Here is a 15907-nt window from a genome sequence, read left to right as displayed (position 1 = left end):
CCTACACCTCCTTCAGGTAGGCCCGGCTGGCCACGAAAGCCCCCCCAGCCCCCAGGAGGCCCGCCAGGGCCAGGACCAATCCCCCGGTCCTTAGGAGGTCTTCGGGGCCCAGCACCGGCAAAAAGGGCAGAAGGCCCTGGACCGCCTGGGCCAGGGCCCGGTAAACGAGGCCGCCGAAGGCCACGGCCACCCCCCCCGCCCCCAGGGTGAGGATGAGGCCCTCGGCCATGAAGGGGCCTTGGATGAAGCGCCGGGTGGCCCCCACCAGGAGCATGATGGCCAGGGCTTCCTTGCGGCTTTCCACGGAGAGGCGGATGGAGCCCATGACGCTGAAGAAGGTGTTGAGGAGGAGGAGGCCCACCAGAAGGATCATGGCCAGCCGGCTTCCCGAGAGGACCCGCACCAGGCGCTCCGTGAGCTCCCCCCCGTACTCCACCCCCTCCACCCCGGAAAGCCCCTTGAGCCGCTCGGCCACGCTCCGCACCGCCTCGGGCTCTTTGAGCCTGAGGCGCAGGGTGTCGGGCAGGGGGTTTTCCACCAGGTCCTTGGCCTCGGCCAGGTAGGGGTAGTCCAGGATCAGCTGGGCCAAGGCCTCCTCCCGGCGGATGAGGCGTACCTCCCCCACCTCGGGCCAGCCCTGGATCGCCCCCAGGAGGGCCTCCACGTTGGCCCCTTTTTGCAAAAAGGCTGCCACCTCCAGCTCCCGTTCCAGGTTTTGCACCACCCGTTCCAGGTTCCAGAGGAGGAGGCCAAGGAAGTAAAGGAGGGCGAAGGAGACCAGGGCGGTAAAGAAGGTGGCCAGGCTGCTGGTGGGGTGGCGGAGGATCTGCCGCAAGCCCTCGCGGATGGCGTACACGCCCTATATCTTACGCCCCTTGGGTGAGAGGCTCTTTTAGCGCAGGCGTTCCTTGAGGTAGGCCAGGACGGTGTCCGCGTCCTTGAAGGGATTCACCCCCCGCCAGATCCGCTCGATGCGCCCCTCGGGGTTGAGGAGGATGGTATCCCGGCTGTAAAAGCCGAAAAGGTTCCGCACCCCGTAGGCCCGGGCCAGCCGGCCCTCGGGATCGGGGATCATCCCCCCCTTGAGGGCCAGGCGCTCAACGAAGTTGCACTGCTCGGCGGCGGGGTCGTGGCTCACCCCGTAGACCCGCACCCCCAGGCGCTGGAACTCCCCGTGGAGCTCGGAGTAGCGCTTGGCCTGGGCGGTGCAGCCGGGGCTTTTGGCCTTGGGGTAGAACCAGAGGACCACGTAGCTGCCCCTAAAGTCCACGGGGCGGCCGTAGCTGTCCCGGGCTTCCAGGAGGGGGGCCTTGTCCCCCGGGGCCAGGGCCTGGGCCTTGAGGAAGCCCAGGAAGAGGAGGAGGCTTAGGGCGCGCATACCCCTAGCCTAGGAGGAAGGCCTAGCCTCAAAGGTAGCCCACCTCCCACGGCCAGGGGCCGGGCCTGCTACCCTAAGGCCATGAAAGGCTTCCTATGGGGCCTGGCCCTAGGGGGGCTCCTGGGGGCCGGGGCGGCCTGGATGGCCCGGGAACCGGGTGGGGAGGGGGGCTTCCCACCCCTGCCGGTCCAGCTCCCCCAAGGGGAGGGGGCCTGCGAGCCCCAGGTTTATCTCTTCCTCAACGGGGAATTTTTCCGCATGCTCCCCATGCCCGGAGGGGAGCCGCGGGAGCTTTTCCCGGTGGAGCCGGTTCCCAACCCCTTTGGCGGCTCCTAGGCGGGGGAGAGGTAGCGCCTTAGCCCCACCCCCAGGAGGGCCAGAAGCCCCCCCAGGACCCCGAGGAGGCCCGTGGCCTCCACGGGCTCCATCCCCAGGCGCACCTCCCGAGCCAGGTTGCGGTACAGTTCGGCCAGCTCCCCTTCCGAGTCCACCAGGAAGTACTTGCCCCCGGTGAACTCCGCCAAGGACCAGAGGAGCTCCTCGTCCACCTCGTAGGCTCCGGGGAAGAACCCCAGCCCCGTCACCGGGTCCTCGGGGCCCGGGGTCCAGCCCGGCACCCCCACGCCCACGGCGAAGATGCGCACCCCCATGCCCGCGGCCTCCTCCGCCGCCTGCAGGGGGTCGGCCCCGGTGCGGTTCCGCCCGTCGGTGAGAAGGAGGATATCCCCTTTGCCCCCAGCCTCCCTAAGGTTCTTCAAAGCCTCCAGAATCCCCTCCCCGATGGCGGTGGAGCGGCCAAACTCCAGGCTGTTGAGGCTTTCCAGAAGGCGCTTGCGGTCCAGGGTGGGGGGGTGGACGGTCTGGGCCTGGCCGCTGAAGGCCACCAGGCCCACCCGCAGGGCCGGGGGCGCTTCCTTGAGGAAGCTCCGGGCGGCTTCCTTGGCCGCCTCGAGGCGGTTGGGCTTCAGGTCGGTGGCCATCATGCTCCGGCTCACGTCGATGACCAGGATGGTGGCGTGGGCGCTGGCCCGGCTGGGTAAGGGCAGGAGGGGCCTCGAGGCCGCCAGGGCCAGGAGCCCTAGGCCTAGGGCGAAGGCCAGGGTGGGAGCCCAGGCCAAGGGCCCACGGGCCTCCTTGGCCGCCTCCTTAAGGAGGGGGGCCAGGGGGTGGGGCAGGCGGGCCTTGGGCCGCCGGCGGTAAAGGCCCAGGAGGAGAAAGGCCAGGAGGAGGAAAAGGCTTAGGGCTTCGGGGGCCAGGAGGCTCACGGCCACCTCCCTTCCAGGGCCAGCTCCCGGTAAGCCCCGAAGCCCAGGAGGAGGAAGGCCGCCGCCACCAGGGCCTGGGCCAGCTCCTGGGGACGGCTGCGCCAGACGTGGTGGGGCTTGAGGGCCCGGTAGAGGGCTCGGAAGTCCTCCTGGAGGACCTGCCCCCCGGTGGCCTGGGCCAGGCGCAGGAGGCGGCCAGGGTCGGCGGGCACGAAGTAAAGCCCTTCCCCGATGCGGCTCACCGTTCCCCTAGGGTCCCCCAGGGGGCGGACGAAGATGGGGAGGTCCACCCGGGCCAGCTCCGCTGCCGCCTCCAAGGGGTCTTGGCCCGCGTTGGCCGCCCCGTCGGAGAGGAGGAGGAGGGCGGCTGGGGGCCTGGCCTCGGGCAGGTCCCGCTCGGGGCCCTCGGGCCTAAGGACCCGCTTGGCCTGGAGGAGACCCTGGCCCAAGGGGCTATTTCCCCCGGGCTTGAGGCCCTTTAGGGCCTCCAGGAGGGCGCCGCGGTCGGTGGAAGGGGAGAGGACCAAGACCGCCTGGGGGCCAAAGCTCACCAGGCCCGCCTTCACCGAAGGGTCCAGGCCCTGGAGGAACCTTTGCGCCAGGGCCTTGGCCTTCTCCAGGCGGTTTGGCTGCTCGTCGTCCGCGGCCATGGAGTGGCTGGTGTCCACCACCAGGACCACCTGGGTGAGGTTCTCCCGCCAGGGCAGGGTGGCCTCGGGGCGGCCCGCGGCCAGGAGGAGGAGGAAGGGGGCGAGGAGGTAGGGGAGGGGAAGGGGCCTGGGCCTGGGGGCGAAGGCCGGGTCCAGGAGGCGGCCCAATCGCCTCCTTCCCCCCCGCTCCAGGAGGAAGAGGAGGAGGAGGCCAACCAGGGTGAGGAGGAGGCCTAGGAGGAGGCCCGTGGGGCTTTGGAAGGCCATCTCCGCCTCCTTTCCACGAAGCCGAGGAGCAGGGGGACCAGGTCCACCTCCGTGGAGGCCAGGAGAAGGTCCGCCCCTGCCTTGCGGATCTCCCCCATGCGGGCCTGCCGGTGGGCCTCGGCCCGCCGGCGGTAGGCTTCCCGCACCCGGGGGTCCAGGGCGTTCACCTCCACCTCCTCCCCGGTTTCCGGGTCGTAGAAGCTCAGGACCCCGCCCCCGGGGAGTTCCCGCTCCAGGGGGTCTTCTACCAGGACCGCCACCGTGTCGTGCCGGGCGGCCAGGCGGGCCAGGGGCGGGTAAAAGGGGTCCAAGAAGTCGGAAAGGAGGAAGAGGAGGCTCCGCCTCCGGGCCACCCGGCCCAGGAGGTCCAAGGCTTCCCCCAGGGGCCGGGCGGGCCCGGGCCTTAAGGCCTCCCGGGCCAGGAGGAGGGCCTGGGCCTTACCCCCCCTTGGGGGAAGGAGGCCGGAGGGAAGGAGGGCCCCCACCCGGTTCCCGTGGCGCAGGGCGATGTAGGCCACGGAGAGGGCCAGCTCCAGGGCCAGGCCGTACTTTTCCCGCCTCCTGGAGCCGAAGCGCATGGAGGGGCTTCCGTCCAGGAGGAGCCAGAGGGTGAGTTCCCGCTCCTCCCGGTAGCGGCGCACGTGGACCTCCCCCGTGCGGGCGGTGGCCGGCCAGTCGATGCGCTCCGCCTCATCTCCCGGGCTAAAGGGGGAGATTTCCGCCAGCTCCAGGCTCTTGCCGTAGAACACCCCCCGGTAGTCCCCGAAGAGGAACCCATCCAGGGGACGCACCACCTTAAGCTCCAGGCGGGCCAAGAGGGCTTCGGGCGTCTCCATAGGGGTCATGCAGGGGAACGAAGGGGGGTGGGAAGCGGTCCAACACGGCCTGGAGGACCGCTTCGGGGCCCACGCCCTCGGCCAGGGCCTGGTAGGAGAGGACCAGGCGGTGGCGCAGGGCGTCGGGGAAGAGGTCGCGCACGTCCTCGGGCAGGGCGTGGGCCCGGCCCCGCAGGAGGGCTAAGGCCTTGGCCCCCCCCACCAGGGCCAAGGAGGCCCGGGGGCTTGCCCCATAGGCCACGTAAGGCTTGAGGTCCTTAAGCCCGGCCCGCCCCAGGTCCCGGGTGGCCTGGACCAGGGCCACGGCGTGCTCGGCCACCTTGGGGTGGACGTAGACCTGGTCCGCCAGGCGGGAGAGGGCCAGGAGGTCTTCCAGGCTTAGCACCTTCTCCACCCGGATCTCCTCCCCGGTGGTCATGCGGCGCACGATCTCCAGCTCCTCGTGGAAGGCGGGGTAGTCCACCACCACCTTGAGGAGAAAGCGGTCCAGCTGGGCCTCGGGCAGGGGGTAGGTGCCCTCGCTCTCGATGGGGTTTTGTGTGGCCAGGACCAAAAAGGGCTTGGGCAGGGGGTAGGTTTCCCGTCCCAGGGTGACCTGGCGTTCCTGCATGGCCTCGAGGAGGGCCGACTGCACCTTGGCCGGGGCGCGGTTGATCTCGTCCGCCAGGAGGAGGTGGGCGAAGATGGGGCCCAGCTCGGTGCGGAACTCCCCCTCCTTGGGATTGTAGACCCGGGTCCCCAGAAGGTCGGCGGGCACCAGGTCCGGGGTGAACTGGATGCGCCTGAAGCTCCCCCCCACGGCCTCGGCCAGGGTCTTGACGGCAAGGGTCTTGGCCAGGCCCGGCACCCCCTCGATGAGGAGGTGGCCCCGGGCCAGGAGGGCCACCAACATCCTCTCCAGGAGGTGGTCCTGGCCCACGATGACCCGCTTGACCTCCTTGAGCAGGGTCCTAAGCTTTTCCCCGGCCTCTTGGAAGGGTTCCTCGTCCCAGGCCATCCCCCACCCCCTGGCGGTTTCCCGGGAGTATAGCCCAGGGGGTGGGAGGCCATCCCCCTCTAGGGCACATTTGGCCGGAAGAGGGCCTTGCCCCGGGCGGAGAGGGCTTCCCGCCAGGCCCCAAGGGGGTAGACCCCGCCCACCAGGCCCTCGAGGCCTCCCAGCTCCGGCAGCAGGGCCACGGCCTGGGCAAACTCCTCCCGGGTGTAGGTGTAGCTCCCCAGGAGGCCCACCTCCTTGAACCAGAAGGGGGAGAGGTCGGCCCAGGCCAGCCCCGGAGCCCCCAGGAGGAGGACCCTGCCCCCCTCCCGGGCCAGGCCCAGGGCCTCGCGGAAGCCCTTGCCGCTCCCCGAAGCCTCCACCACGGCCTCGTACCCCCCCCGGTACCCGGTGAAGCCCAGGTAGCGGTAGCCCCTCGCCCGGGCCAGGAGGGCCTCCTTGGCCCCCAGGAAGACCCCGTCGGCCCCAAAGGTCCGGGCCCGCTCCGCCTGGTGGGGGTACTTGGCCACGGCGTAGAGCCTTCCCCCATAGCCTAGGGCCCTGAGAAGGCGCAAGGCCAGGAGGCCCAGGGTGCCCATTCCCAGGACCAGAACCTCCTCCGGCCAGGGCCTGAGCCTCTGGAGGCCCCGGAGGACCACGGCCAGGGGCTCGGCCAGGACCGCCCGCTCCTCGGGCACGCCCTTGGGGATGGGGTAGAGCCTCTCGGGCCTGGCCAGGACCCACTCCCCCCAGCCCCCGGGGAGGTCGCGGTTGTACCCCAGCATCCCCGGGGCCAGGGCCCCCTCGGCCAGGTTCTGGCAAAGCCCCTCCTCCCCCTCCTGGCACCGGGGGCAGGGGGGAAGCCCCCGGTCGGCGCAGGCCAGGAGCGGGTTGACCGCCACCAGGCTCCCCTCGGCCTCCCCCAGGATCTCGTGCCCCAACACCGCGGGGAAGGAGAAGAAGGGGCCCAGGCTAGGGGGGCTTTTCCCGTAGAGGAGGGCCAGGTCCGAGCCGCAGACCCCGCTTAGGCGCACCCTCACCCTCAGGAAGCCTTCCCGTTCCGGCAAGGGGAGTTCGGCCAGCCTCAGGGGGAGAAGCCCTTTGGGAAAGCGCTTGCCCAGGGCCCAGGCGGCGAAGAAGCGGGGGAGGGAAGGGGTGTAGAGGAGGGCCTTCATGTCATGGGCACGGTGCGGATCAGCTTGCCCTCAATCCGTTCCAGGATCTCCTCCAGGCTCCGCCCGGTGAGGGTGAGGCCGTGGTTCTTGAGCCCCACCACCGCCCGGGTGGGATCCTCCGCCTGGCGCACCTTCTCCGCCACCGCCTGGGCCAGCTCGTAGGTGCCGCAGGGGTAGTTGAAGGGGGTGGCGGGCACCCCCTCCATCCAGGCGTGCACGTGGAGGATGGCCCCCACCCCGGGGTGTTCCCGGTAGATCATCCAGTGCTCGATGGCGTCCACGCTCACCCGCCTGGGCTCTATGTGCGGGGGGACGGAGAGGAGGATGGCGTTGCGCTCCGGGTCGTAGTCCTTCACCATCAGGATGTCCCGGCCAATCTCCCGCAGGTTGGCCTTGTCCACCCCGCTGGCCGACATCCAGAAGCGCCTTTGGTCCTTGCGCACGGAGAGGTTGCCGTAGGAGAGGCCGCCAATGCCGTAAAGCCGCTTCACGTGGCGCAGGTCCTCGGGGGGCAGGATCTCCTCAATGGGGAAGGGGGCGGGGAGGAGGTCCCATTCCTTGAGCTTTTTCCCTGCCCAGTAGAGGCTTTGCGTAAGCTCATCCCCCTGCCAGAGCTCGGGCTCCAGGTCGGGCTCAAAGATGTTCTGGATCACCAGGCGGCTGCAGGCGATGGGCCTCAGGCGCTCGGCCACCCGCTCGTAGAAGCCCTCCCCCTCGGGTTCCTCGTAGTGCCCAAGCTCCAGGGTGAGGAACTTCACCCCCCTTCCCGGGGCATAGGCCAGGAGGACGTTGGAGAGGGCCCGGACCAGGTAGGGGTAAAGCTCCCGCAAGGGGTCTTGGGGGTAGTCGGGCACCTCCAGCACCGAGGCCACGAAGGTGGCCTGGGCCCGGCGGCGGTAGGGTTTGGGGTTCTCGGGGGAGATGGCGTTGAGGACCAGGTTGGGGGCCTCGGCCTCGGGGTTCAGGCGGAAGCCCTGGCGCTCCAGGGCCTCGCCCAAGCCTTTTAGAAGGGTTTTCGTTCTAGGGGTGGGCTCGCCGTGGACCAGGTACTCCCACATGGGTTCCTCCTTGTCTTGCCCCCTAGGCTACCCCATACTGGCCTTATGGCGGAAGCCCTTTGGGGAGCCGAGGCCCTGCCCGAGGGCCTTTTGGTGGGGCATTTCACCGACCTCGAGGCCCGCACGGGCTGCACCGTGGTCCTGGCGGAGGAGGGGGCCATCGGGGCGGTGGACGTGCGGGGGGCGGCCCCGGGCACCCGGGAGACGGACCTTCTGGCCCCAGAGAACACCGTGGAGCGGGTGCACGCCCTCCTCCTCACCGGGGGGAGCGCCTTCGGCCTGGCGGCGGCGGAGGGGGTGGTGGCCTACCTGAGGGAGCGGGGCAAGGGGTTTCCCACCCCAGGAGGCCCTGTGCCCATCGTGCCTGGGGCGGTCCTTTACGACCTGGGCCGGGGGGCCCTCCACCGCCCGCCTGGCCCGGAGGCCGGCTACCGGGCCGCCCTGGCCGCGGGGCGGGAGGTGGCCGAGGGCAGCGTGGGGGCGGGCACAGGGGCGGTGGCGGGCGGGGTCAAGGGGGGGGTGGGCTTTGCCGGCTACGCCCTGGAGGAGGGCTTCCGGGTGGCGGCCCTGGTGGCGGTGAACAGCCTGGGCCGCCCCTTTGACCCCAAGACGGGCCGGCTTTACGCCGAGGGGCTCCTGGCCCCCGGGGAACGGGCCCTCCTGCCCCGCCTCGAGGGGTATGGGGGCAGCGAGGAAACCTACCGTTACCCCTTTCTCCTGGGGCAGAACACCACCCTGGCGGCGGTGGCCACGGACGCCCCCCTCACCAAGGCCCAGGCTCGGCGCCTGGCCATCATGGCCCAGGACGGGCTCTCCCGGGCCCTGCGCCCGGCCCATACCCCCCTGGACGGGGACCTGGTCTTCGCCCTGGCCCTGGGGGACGGGCGGGGGGTGGACCCCTTCCTCCTCCTGCGCCTGGGGGCCTACGCCGCCGACGCCCTTTCCCGGGCCATCGCCCGGGCCGTCCTCCTGGCGGAGGGTTTTCCCGGGGTGCCGGCCTACCGGGAGCTGGGCTAGCGCCCGGGGAAGGGGGCCAGCTCCGCCTCCACCTGGAAGACCTCCCCCCCGCGGCGGACCGTAAGGCGCACCTTCTCCCCCACCTGGCGCTTGCGCACCTCCCTCAGGAGGTCCTCAAAGCTTTGCACCGGGGTCCCGTCCACGGCCAGGATCACGTCGGGCACCCCCCCGCTTTCCGTGCCCCTGAGCCCCGCCCGCTGGGCCGCCCCGCCCGGAACCACCTCCCCCACCAGCACCCCTCCGGGGGGCAGGCCCAGCTCCCGGGCCAGCTCGGGGGTGAGGGCCCTGGGGCCCCGCAGCCCTAGGTAGGGCCAGTAGCGCCGCTCCCCCCGCTCCAAGGCGGCCACCACCCCGGCCCGGCCCAGGAGGGGGGCGAAGAAGCTACGGAAGCCCTCCTCGGTCTGGCCGATGGCCACCGCCACCCCCAGGACCTTCCCCTCCCCGTCCAAGACCGGCCCCCCCGAGTCCCCCGGGGCCAGGGGGAGGCTGGTTTCCACCAGGCCTTGGGGCAGGAAGGCCGAGGGGCTCACCTCGAGGCGGGTAATGCGGCCATACCGAGGGGCGATGAACTGGTTCCGCCCGTTGCCGATGTGGAGCACGGCCTCCCCCGGTTGGGGGCGCCTGGCCGTTTCCAGGGGAAGGAGGGCCGGGGCCCTGGCCTGGGTGGCCAGGACGGCCAGGTCCAGGGGCTCGGCGAAGCCCAAAAGCTGGGCCCCCACCCGGCTCCGGTCGGCCAGGAACAGGGTGAAGGGGCCTCCCTCGGCCACCACGTGGTAGGCGGTGAGGACCAGGCCGGCCGCGTAAAAGAAGCCCGTGCCCCGTCCCCCCTCGGGGCCCTCAATGCGCAGCACAGCGGGGTGGGCCTTGGCGTAGACCTCCTGCAGGGCCTCGGGGGAGGCCTGGACGGGCTCGGCCCAGAGGGAGGGAGGGCCTTGGCCCCAAAGGGCATAGAGGGCCAAGGCCAAGGGGACCAGGAGGAGGAGGGCCCTGGCTTTTCCCATACCGCCATTTTCCCCCACCCGACCCGGCGCAGGGTGCCCGCGGCTACTTTGCCCCATGAGGGGGGGAGTCGCTCTCCAGGGCCATGAGCCGGAGAAAGGCCTGCACCACCTCCGGGTCAAACTGTTTCCCCGCCTGCTCCTGGAGGTAGGCCAGGGCCTTTTCCTTGGGCCAGGCCTGGCGGTAGGGGCGGTCGGAGGTGAGGGCGTCGTAGACGTCCACCACGGCGAAGATGCGGGCCGCGAGGGGGATTTCCCAACCCTTGAGGCCCCTGGGGTACCCCGAGCCGTCCCAGCGCTCGTGGTGGCCGTAGGGGATTTCCAGGGCCTTTTTCAGGAAGGGGATGCCGGAGAGCCACTCGTAGGCGTAGACGGGGTGCTTTTTCATCAGTGCCCACTCCTCTTCCGTGAGGGGGCCCGGCTTGCGCAGGATGGCGTCGGGGATGCCGATCTTGCCCACGTCGTGCAGGATGGCCCCCCGCCTTAGGTCGTCCAGGTCCTCCTCGGGCACCCCTAGGGCCCGGGCCAGGCGGAGGGTGAGCTCGGTTACCCGCTCCGTATGCCCCGCCGTTTCCTGGTCCCGGAGCTCCACCGCCTTGGCCCAGCCCCACAGGGTGAGGTCGTAGGCGGCCTCTAGTTCCCGCTGGCTTTTGAGCAGCTCCTGGAAGGTGCGGGCGTTGTCCAGGGCCACGGCCCCCTGGCCCGCCAGGGCCTCCAAGAACTCCTCGTCCTCGGGGGAGAGGTCCCAGGGCCTGCGGGTGAAGAGGGCCAGAACCCCCAGGAGCCTGCCCTTGGCGAAGAGGGGGTAGGCCCGCTCGGCCTGGAGCCCCTCCTCGAGGGTGAAGCTGGGGTTGGCCCCTGGGTTTTGCCTGAGGTCATCCACCGCCACCTTTTCCCCCAGGAGGGCGGCCCGGCCCACGTGGCCCTGGCCCAAGGGGATGCGGGCCGGCAGGGAGCCCTTGGGGGAGAGGAAGCCCCGGTGGGCGTGCAGGTATAGGACCTTTTCCTGGGGTTTGTACAGGAAAAGGGCCACGGCGTCCACGGGGGTGCGGACCACCTGGTCCAGGAGGATTTCTAGGCTTGGGCCAAAGTCTAGGGAGGCCAGGATGGCCTGGTCAACGAGGCGCAAGGCCTCCAGGTGCTCCACCCGTTTGGCCAGCTTGCGCCGCAGGCTGGCCCGGCGCACGGCGTTGCCCAGGGCCTCGGCCAGGAACTGGGCCCGCTCCACCTCGGCGGGGGTGGGCACCCGGGGGTGGGGCCAGGCCAGGGTGAGGGCCCCTATGGGCTCGCGGCCAGCCAGGATGGGTACCACCGTCCCGCTCCAGCCCTCGGGGACGAGGGGCCTGGCCCCTTCCCGCACCCGGGGGTCGGCCTTCAGGTCGGGGCTCACCACCACCTCGCCCTGGAAGGCCCGGGCCACCATGCTCCCCTCGGTGAGGGTCTGGGGGGTGGGGATGCCCTGAAGCCAGCCCCGGCTGGCCGCCTCCTCCAGGCGGCCCGTGTCCTGGTCGTAAAGGAGGATGCTGCCCACGGGGGCCTCCATGCTGCCCAGGATGGCCTCCAGGGCGTGCTCCATCATCCCCTTCAGCTCCTCGCTCTGCCGCAGGGCCAGGCTCAGCCGGGCAAAGGCTTCCAGGGAAAGCTCCCGCTCCTTGGCCTCGGTGATGTCCAGGGCCACGCCTAAAACCGCAGGCTCCCCCCCGACCGCTACCCGGGCGGCGGAGTAGTCCAGCCAGCGCACCTCCCCCGCCCTGGTCTGGATGCGGAAGGTGTAGCGGCCTGGGGGATTTTCCCCCCGGATGCGGGCCTGGCCCCGGGCCCGCACCATCTCCCGGTCGGCGGGGTGGACGAACTCCCAGACGGGCCGGCTTTGCAGCTCCTCCAGGGTGTACCCGGTGATCCGCAGGGCCTCCTGGTTGGCAAAGGTGAGCCTTTCCCCTTGCCAAAGGAGGATCAGGGCGGGGGCGGTTTCCGCCAGGGTGCGGAAGAGGGCCTCGGACTCCCTCAGGGCCTGCTCCTTGGCCCTTTCCTCGGTAACGTCCCGCTTGATGGCGATGAAGTGGCGGATCTCCCCCCCTATCCGCACCGGGGTGATGGTCATGCGCTCGGCGTAGAGGGTGCCGTCCTTGCGGCGGTTCACCAGCTCCCCGTTCCACACCCGTCCCGCCAGGATGGTTGCCCACATCTCCTGGTAGAACTCCCGGGGATGAACCCCGGACTTGAGGATGCGGGGGTTTTGCCCTAGCGCCTCCTCCAGGGCGTAGCCGGTGAGGCGGGTGAAGGCGGGGTTTACCCACTCGATCCGGCCATCCCGGTCGGTGAGGACCACGGCCTCGTGGGCGGCCTCGAGGGCCTCCTGCAAGAGCCTCCGGGTGGCCTCGGCTTGGAGCTTTTCCGTGATGTCCAGGGCTGCCACCAGGACCGCCGGCCTGCCGGCGTACTCCAGGGTGTGGGAGTGGATCTCCACCTGGATCTCCCGCCCGTCCTTGAGGCGGTGGGTCCAGGGGCCCGAGCGCTCCAGGGAAGGTCTTGGCCGCCTCAGGTTTTCCAGGAGCCTAAGCCGCTCCCGCTCTGGGCGGATTTCCAGAATGGTCATGGTGAGGAACTCCTCCCGGGCGTAGCCGTACTTGGCCACCGCCGCCTCGTTCACCTCCAGGAAGCGGTAGGTTTCCCGGTCGTAGACCCACATGGGCAGGGGGTGGGCTTGGAAGAGGAGGCGGAAGCGGGCCTCGGCCTCCTTCAGCTCGGTCACGTCGCTCCCGTATCCCGTGAGGAGGCGGCTTAGGGGGTCATAGACCAGGGAGTCCTGGAGCCAGACCCAGGCCTGCTTCTTTCCGTGCCAGAAGCGGTAGGTGACGCTCTGCACCTCCCCTGGCCGGGCCACGGCCCGCCGGCAGACCTCCTGGGTCTGGGCCCGGTCCTCGGGGTGGACCCGGGCGTAGAAGGCCTGGGGGTTTTCCTGGAGCTCTTCCGGCGGGTAGCCCAGGATCCGCTGGGCCTGGGGGGAGGCGTAGCGCAGGGGGAGGAAGGCGGGGTCGGCCCCTTCGGGGACAAAGGCCTGGTAGACCCGGCCGGGAAGGGCTTCCAAAAGCCCTTGCAGGCGGGCCCGCTCCTCTTCCAGCTCGCTTTCGTCCCGCACGTTGAGCACAATGCCCCCCACCGCGGGGTCTTCCAGGAGGTTCCGGCCCCAGACCCGGGCGTGGCGGACCTGGCCCGCGGCGTCCAGGATGCGGAAGGTGTACTCCCGGGTGGCCCCGGGGTGGCGGAGGAGGTCCTCCAGCACGGCCTCGGCGTAGAGGCGGTCTTCCGGGTGGACGAAGTCCAGGGCAGATAGCCTTTCCCGGGTGTAGCCCAAGGGATCGTAGCCCAGCACCTGGGCCACGTTGGGGGAGGCGTAGAGGAGCTTTCCCTGGGCGTCCACCACGTAGACCAGCTCGCGGCCGTTTTCCACCAGGGCGCGGAAACGCTTTTCCGAGGCCGCCAAGGCCTCGGCGGCCCGCCGCTGGGCCCTTTCCAGGAAGCTGGCCAGGAGGTGGATGAAGCCGGAGGAAAGGAGGACGAAGACCAGGCCCTTGCCCGTCTGCCAACGGGTGAGCTCTTCTGCCATGGGGAAGAGGCTCAAAAAGAGGCGGTCGCTTCCCAGGATCCAGACCAGGGAGAAGAGGGCGTAGGCCAGGGTGATTTTCCAGGGGTTGCTTAGCCTCACTGGTCCCCATTGTAGAGGGGGGCGGGCCGGCCCAAGAAGTACCCTTGTCCCAGGGGGAAGCCCAGGGCCTTCAGGTAGGCCAAAGCCCGGGCGTCCTCAATGCCCTCGGCGATGGGGGTGAGGCCCAGGGCCTGGGCCAGGGCCAAAACCGCCCCCACCAGCCGGGCGGCGGGGGAGGAGGGGTCTGGGGGGGTGCCCAGGGCCTGGGTGAAGGCCTGGCCCAGCTTGACCCCGTCCACGGGGAGGTGGGCCAGGCGCTCCAGGCTGGAGTGGCCGGAGCCGAAATCGTCCAGGTAGACCCGTAGCCCCAGGCCCCGCAGGATCTGGAGGCTTTGGCTGGCATCCCGCCCCCGCTCGTCGGGGATGAGGGTGGACTCGGTGACCTCCAGGACCAGCCCCTCGGGGGGGCAGCCCGTTGCCTCCAGGACCTCGGCCACCCGCTGGGGGTAGGTGGGGTCCAGGAGCTCCTGGGGGCTCACGTTCACGTGCACGGGCAGGCCGTGCCCCTCCCTTTCCCGGCAGGCCTGCCGCAGGACGAAGGCCCCCAGCTGGAGCATGAGGCGGTGGCGCTCGGCCAAGGGGATGAACTCGGAGGGGGGGGCCAGCCGCCAGCGCAGGAGGGCCTCGAGGGCCACCCTTTGGCCCGTCTGCAGGTCCACGATGGGCTGGTAGACAAGCCAAAGCCCCTGGCCCCTTTCCAGGTCCTCCCGCAGGGCTTCCAGGAGCCCCATCTCCCGGCGCAGGGCCTCCTGCAGGTGGGCTTCAAAGAAGCTCAGCCGGTCCTTCCCCTCCCCCTTGGCCCGGTAGAGGGCCAGGTCGGCCCGTTGCAGAACCTCCCCCGGGGAGAGGCCGGCCTCCCCCAGGGCGATGCCCAAGGAGGTGGTGAGGTGGTAGACCCGCTCCCCCACGGGGATGGGCAGGCGGACCACCTCCAGCAGCCTTTCCGCTACCCCTACCGCCTCCTCGGGGGCCTTGAGGCCGGTGAGGAGGACCAGGAACTCGTCCCCTCCCTGGCGGGCCACCAGGTCCCGGGGGCGGAGGACGGCCCTGAGCCTCCCCGCCACCGCCCGCAGCACCTCGTCCCCGGCGGCGTGGCCGTCCAGGTCGTTGACCAGCTTGAGGCCGTCCAGGTCCAGGTAAAGGACGGCCAGGCTCCGGGGGTCCTCCTTGAGGGCCTGGGCCAGCTTCTCCAGGAAGAAGAGGCGGTTGGGCAGGCCCGTAAGGGGGTCGTGGAAAGCCAGGTGCTCTAGCTGCCCCTCCAGCTCCAGCCGCCTGAGGAGGAGGCCGAGCTGGCTGGCAAAGGCCTGGGCCAGCTCCAGGTCCAAGGGGCCGAAGGCGTCTTCCCGCTCCAGGTTATCCAGGTACAAGAAGGCCTTCCGTTCCCCGGCCAGGTAGACGGGCACGGAGAGGATGGCCTGGATCTCGCCCACCCGGCCCGCCTCCTCCATCACCTGGCGGCGCTCTGGGTCCAGTCGGGCGTTGAAGCGCTGGAGGTCCCGCCAGGTGAAGATCTGGGCCTCGGCGTGGCCGGTGAGGGAAAGGGGTTCTTCGGGCCGGAGCGCCACCTGGCGCAGGGCCTCGAGGTCATACCCCTTGGCGGCCACGAAGTGGTAGCTCCCGTCCTCCATGAGGACGGTGACGCTCCCCGCCTGGGCGCTGGGGATGGTGTCCAAGGCGGCCTCGAGGATGAGGCCAAAGATGGAGTCGGAAAGCCCCTCGGCCATCAGGGTTTCGTAGACCCTTAGCAGGTTGCGACGGAAGGCGGTCCAGCGGGCCTCCTGGAGGCGGGCCTCTTCCCGCTCGGAGACGTCTATCCCCAGGGCCAGGACCTCCAGGGCCTTGGGCCCAGGCCCCGGGATGGCCACCAGGGTCCACTCCACCGCGCGCGCCCCCTGGGCGGTGAGGGTGCAGGGGCGGCCCGGGCGGGCCAGGGCTTCCTCCACGGGCAGGGAAAGCCCCTGGGGGAAGGCCTGCCTTAGGGCGGGGTTGGCGTAGCGCAAGGTGCCCTCTGGGCCTAGGCGGGCCAGGTAGAAGGGGGAGGCTTCCACCAGGTTTCCCAGCCAGCGGGTCCTTTCCCAAAGCTCCAGGGTGCGGGCTAGGGCCTCGGCCATCACCCGGAGAAGGGTCTCCTCTTCCGGGGTGAAGCCCCGGGCCCTCTGGCAGTCGTCCACCCCCAGGAAGCCCCAAAGGGCGCCGTCCACCCGGATGGGCACCACCAGGAGGCTTTGGATCTCCTGGGCCTCGAGGAGGGGCCGCTCCGCCTGGGGGAAGGTGCGCACCGGGCCCCCTATGGCCTGGTCCTGCAGGAAGGCTTCCAGCCAGCGGCCGTAGCCTGCCTCCTCCATGGGCAGGTCCTGGAGGTCGGGGTTTTGGATCTGGGGGCTGGTCCCTTCCCCGGCCCACTCCGCCAGCTGGGAGGCGTACCACGTGCTCCCCCGGGCCTCGAGGCGGAAGAGGTAGGCCCGGTGGGCGGAAAGGGCCCGGGCCACCGCTTCCAGGCTATCGGGAAGCCCGCCAAGCCCCTGACGGAGCAGGGGAAAAAGGGCCCGGGGCAGGCTGCCGTCCATGGCGAGGCTGGGTT

13 protein-coding genes are annotated in these 15907 nt (G+C 70.7%); 2 read left to right on the top strand and 11 right to left on the bottom strand.

What is annotated here, in order from left to right; genetic code table 11:
• Position 1: 1 nt before the first annotated feature.
• Complete coding sequence (locus tag TCCBUS3UF1_RS07825; protein ID WP_014515977.1) at positions 2–856, bottom strand: ABC transporter permease; 855 nt, start codon at positions 854–856, stop codon at positions 2–4.
• Positions 857–892: 36 nt separating this feature from the next.
• A complete protein-coding gene (locus TCCBUS3UF1_RS07820; protein ID WP_014515976.1) occupies positions 893–1378 on the bottom strand; it encodes a peroxiredoxin in 486 nt (161 codons plus the stop codon).
• Positions 1379–1459: 81 nt separating this feature from the next.
• Between TCCBUS3UF1_RS07820 and TCCBUS3UF1_RS07815 the strand changes: the two genes are divergently transcribed.
• Entirely contained in the window at positions 1460–1714 is a 255-nt protein-coding gene (locus TCCBUS3UF1_RS07815) for a hypothetical protein (protein WP_014515975.1), read from the top strand.
• On the opposite strand, the gene TCCBUS3UF1_RS07810 is transcribed toward TCCBUS3UF1_RS07815, so the two are convergent.
• The 6 genes from TCCBUS3UF1_RS07810 to TCCBUS3UF1_RS07785 are packed head-to-tail and all read right to left on the bottom strand — an operon-like array spanning position 1711 to position 7605.
• Entirely contained in the window at positions 1711–2643 is a 933-nt protein-coding gene (locus TCCBUS3UF1_RS07810; protein ID WP_014515974.1) for a VWA domain-containing protein, read from the bottom strand. The genes TCCBUS3UF1_RS07815 and TCCBUS3UF1_RS07810 overlap by 4 nt on opposite strands.
• Positions 2640–3560: a VWA domain-containing protein gene (locus tag TCCBUS3UF1_RS12365; RefSeq protein ID WP_014515973.1), complete on the bottom strand. Its 921-nt coding sequence runs from the start codon at positions 3558–3560 to the stop codon at positions 2640–2642. Before TCCBUS3UF1_RS12365 ends, TCCBUS3UF1_RS07810 begins: the two co-directional genes overlap by 4 nt.
• Entirely contained in the window at positions 3527–4396 is an 870-nt protein-coding gene (locus TCCBUS3UF1_RS12360) for a DUF58 domain-containing protein (protein ID WP_041433830.1), read from the bottom strand. Before TCCBUS3UF1_RS12360 ends, TCCBUS3UF1_RS12365 begins: the two co-directional genes overlap by 34 nt.
• Positions 4356–5393, bottom strand: a complete 1038-nt coding sequence (locus tag TCCBUS3UF1_RS07795) for a MoxR family ATPase (protein ID WP_014515971.1) — start codon at positions 5391–5393, stop codon at positions 4356–4358. The genes TCCBUS3UF1_RS12360 and TCCBUS3UF1_RS07795 overlap by 41 nt, the downstream gene beginning before the upstream one ends.
• Before the next feature lie 59 nt (positions 5394–5452).
• A complete protein-coding gene (locus tag TCCBUS3UF1_RS07790) occupies positions 5453–6547 on the bottom strand; it encodes a zinc-binding dehydrogenase (RefSeq protein WP_014515970.1) in 1095 nt (364 codons plus the stop codon).
• Positions 6544–7605, bottom strand: a complete 1062-nt coding sequence (locus TCCBUS3UF1_RS07785; RefSeq protein ID WP_014515969.1) for a class II aldolase/adducin family protein — start codon at positions 7603–7605, stop codon at positions 6544–6546. Before TCCBUS3UF1_RS07785 ends, TCCBUS3UF1_RS07790 begins: the two co-directional genes overlap by 4 nt.
• A 45-nt stretch (positions 7606–7650) precedes the next feature.
• Between TCCBUS3UF1_RS07785 and TCCBUS3UF1_RS07780 the strand changes: the two genes are divergently transcribed.
• The gene (locus TCCBUS3UF1_RS07780) at positions 7651–8622 is read left to right on the top strand and encodes a P1 family peptidase (RefSeq protein WP_014515968.1); all 972 of its coding nucleotides are present in this window, start codon (positions 7651–7653) and stop codon (positions 8620–8622) included.
• Here TCCBUS3UF1_RS07780 and TCCBUS3UF1_RS07775 read toward each other — a convergent pair.
• From TCCBUS3UF1_RS07775 to TCCBUS3UF1_RS12355, 3 genes are read right to left on the bottom strand one after another with little or no spacing between them, the layout of a single operon-like run.
• Positions 8619–9623 (bottom strand): S1C family serine protease, encoded by a 1005-nt coding sequence (locus tag TCCBUS3UF1_RS07775; RefSeq protein WP_014515967.1) that lies wholly within the window; start codon positions 9621–9623, stop codon positions 8619–8621. The genes TCCBUS3UF1_RS07780 and TCCBUS3UF1_RS07775 overlap by 4 nt on opposite strands.
• Before the next feature lie 43 nt (positions 9624–9666).
• Positions 9667–13326 carry a PAS domain S-box protein gene (locus tag TCCBUS3UF1_RS07770; protein ID WP_014515966.1) on the bottom strand — a complete coding sequence of 1220 codons (3660 nt, stop codon included), beginning with the start codon at positions 13324–13326 and terminating at the stop codon, positions 9667–9669.
• Positions 13323–15893 (bottom strand): EAL domain-containing protein, encoded by a 2571-nt coding sequence (locus tag TCCBUS3UF1_RS12355; protein WP_014515965.1) that lies wholly within the window; start codon positions 15891–15893, stop codon positions 13323–13325. Before TCCBUS3UF1_RS12355 ends, TCCBUS3UF1_RS07770 begins: the two co-directional genes overlap by 4 nt.
• Positions 15894–15907 lie beyond the last annotated feature (14 nt).

The organism is Thermus sp. CCB_US3_UF1 (genome assembly GCF_000236585.1).
Classification (GTDB): domain Bacteria; phylum Deinococcota; class Deinococci; order Deinococcales; family Thermaceae; genus Thermus.
Note: the sequence above shows the minus strand (reverse complement) of the source record. Positions and strands in the feature narration are given on the sequence as shown.

Excerpts from the sequence above, each read along its gene's own strand:
- TCCBUS3UF1_RS07820 (WP_014515976.1), bottom strand. The coding sequence starts at position 1,378 with ATGCGCGCCCTAAGCCTCCTCCTCTTCCTGGGCTTCCTCAAGGCCCAG.
- TCCBUS3UF1_RS07815 (WP_014515975.1), top strand. The coding sequence starts at position 1,460 with ATGAAAGGCTTCCTATGGGGCCTGGCCCTAGGGGGGCTCCTGGGGGCC.
- TCCBUS3UF1_RS12365 (WP_014515973.1), bottom strand. The coding sequence starts at position 3,560 with ATGGCCTTCCAAAGCCCCACGGGCCTCCTCCTAGGCCTCCTCCTCACC.
- TCCBUS3UF1_RS12360 (WP_041433830.1), bottom strand. The coding sequence starts at position 4,396 with ATGGAGACGCCCGAAGCCCTCTTGGCCCGCCTGGAGCTTAAGGTGGTG.
- TCCBUS3UF1_RS07795 (WP_014515971.1), bottom strand. The coding sequence starts at position 5,393 with ATGGCCTGGGACGAGGAACCCTTCCAAGAGGCCGGGGAAAAGCTTAGG.
- TCCBUS3UF1_RS07790 (WP_014515970.1), bottom strand. The coding sequence starts at position 6,547 with ATGAAGGCCCTCCTCTACACCCCTTCCCTCCCCCGCTTCTTCGCCGCC.
- TCCBUS3UF1_RS07785 (WP_014515969.1), bottom strand. The coding sequence starts at position 7,605 with ATGTGGGAGTACCTGGTCCACGGCGAGCCCACCCCTAGAACGAAAACC.
- TCCBUS3UF1_RS07780 (WP_014515968.1), top strand. The coding sequence starts at position 7,651 with ATGGCGGAAGCCCTTTGGGGAGCCGAGGCCCTGCCCGAGGGCCTTTTG.
- TCCBUS3UF1_RS07775 (WP_014515967.1), bottom strand. The coding sequence starts at position 9,623 with ATGGGAAAAGCCAGGGCCCTCCTCCTCCTGGTCCCCTTGGCCTTGGCC.
- TCCBUS3UF1_RS12355 (WP_014515965.1), bottom strand. The coding sequence starts at position 15,893 with ATGGACGGCAGCCTGCCCCGGGCCCTTTTTCCCCTGCTCCGTCAGGGG.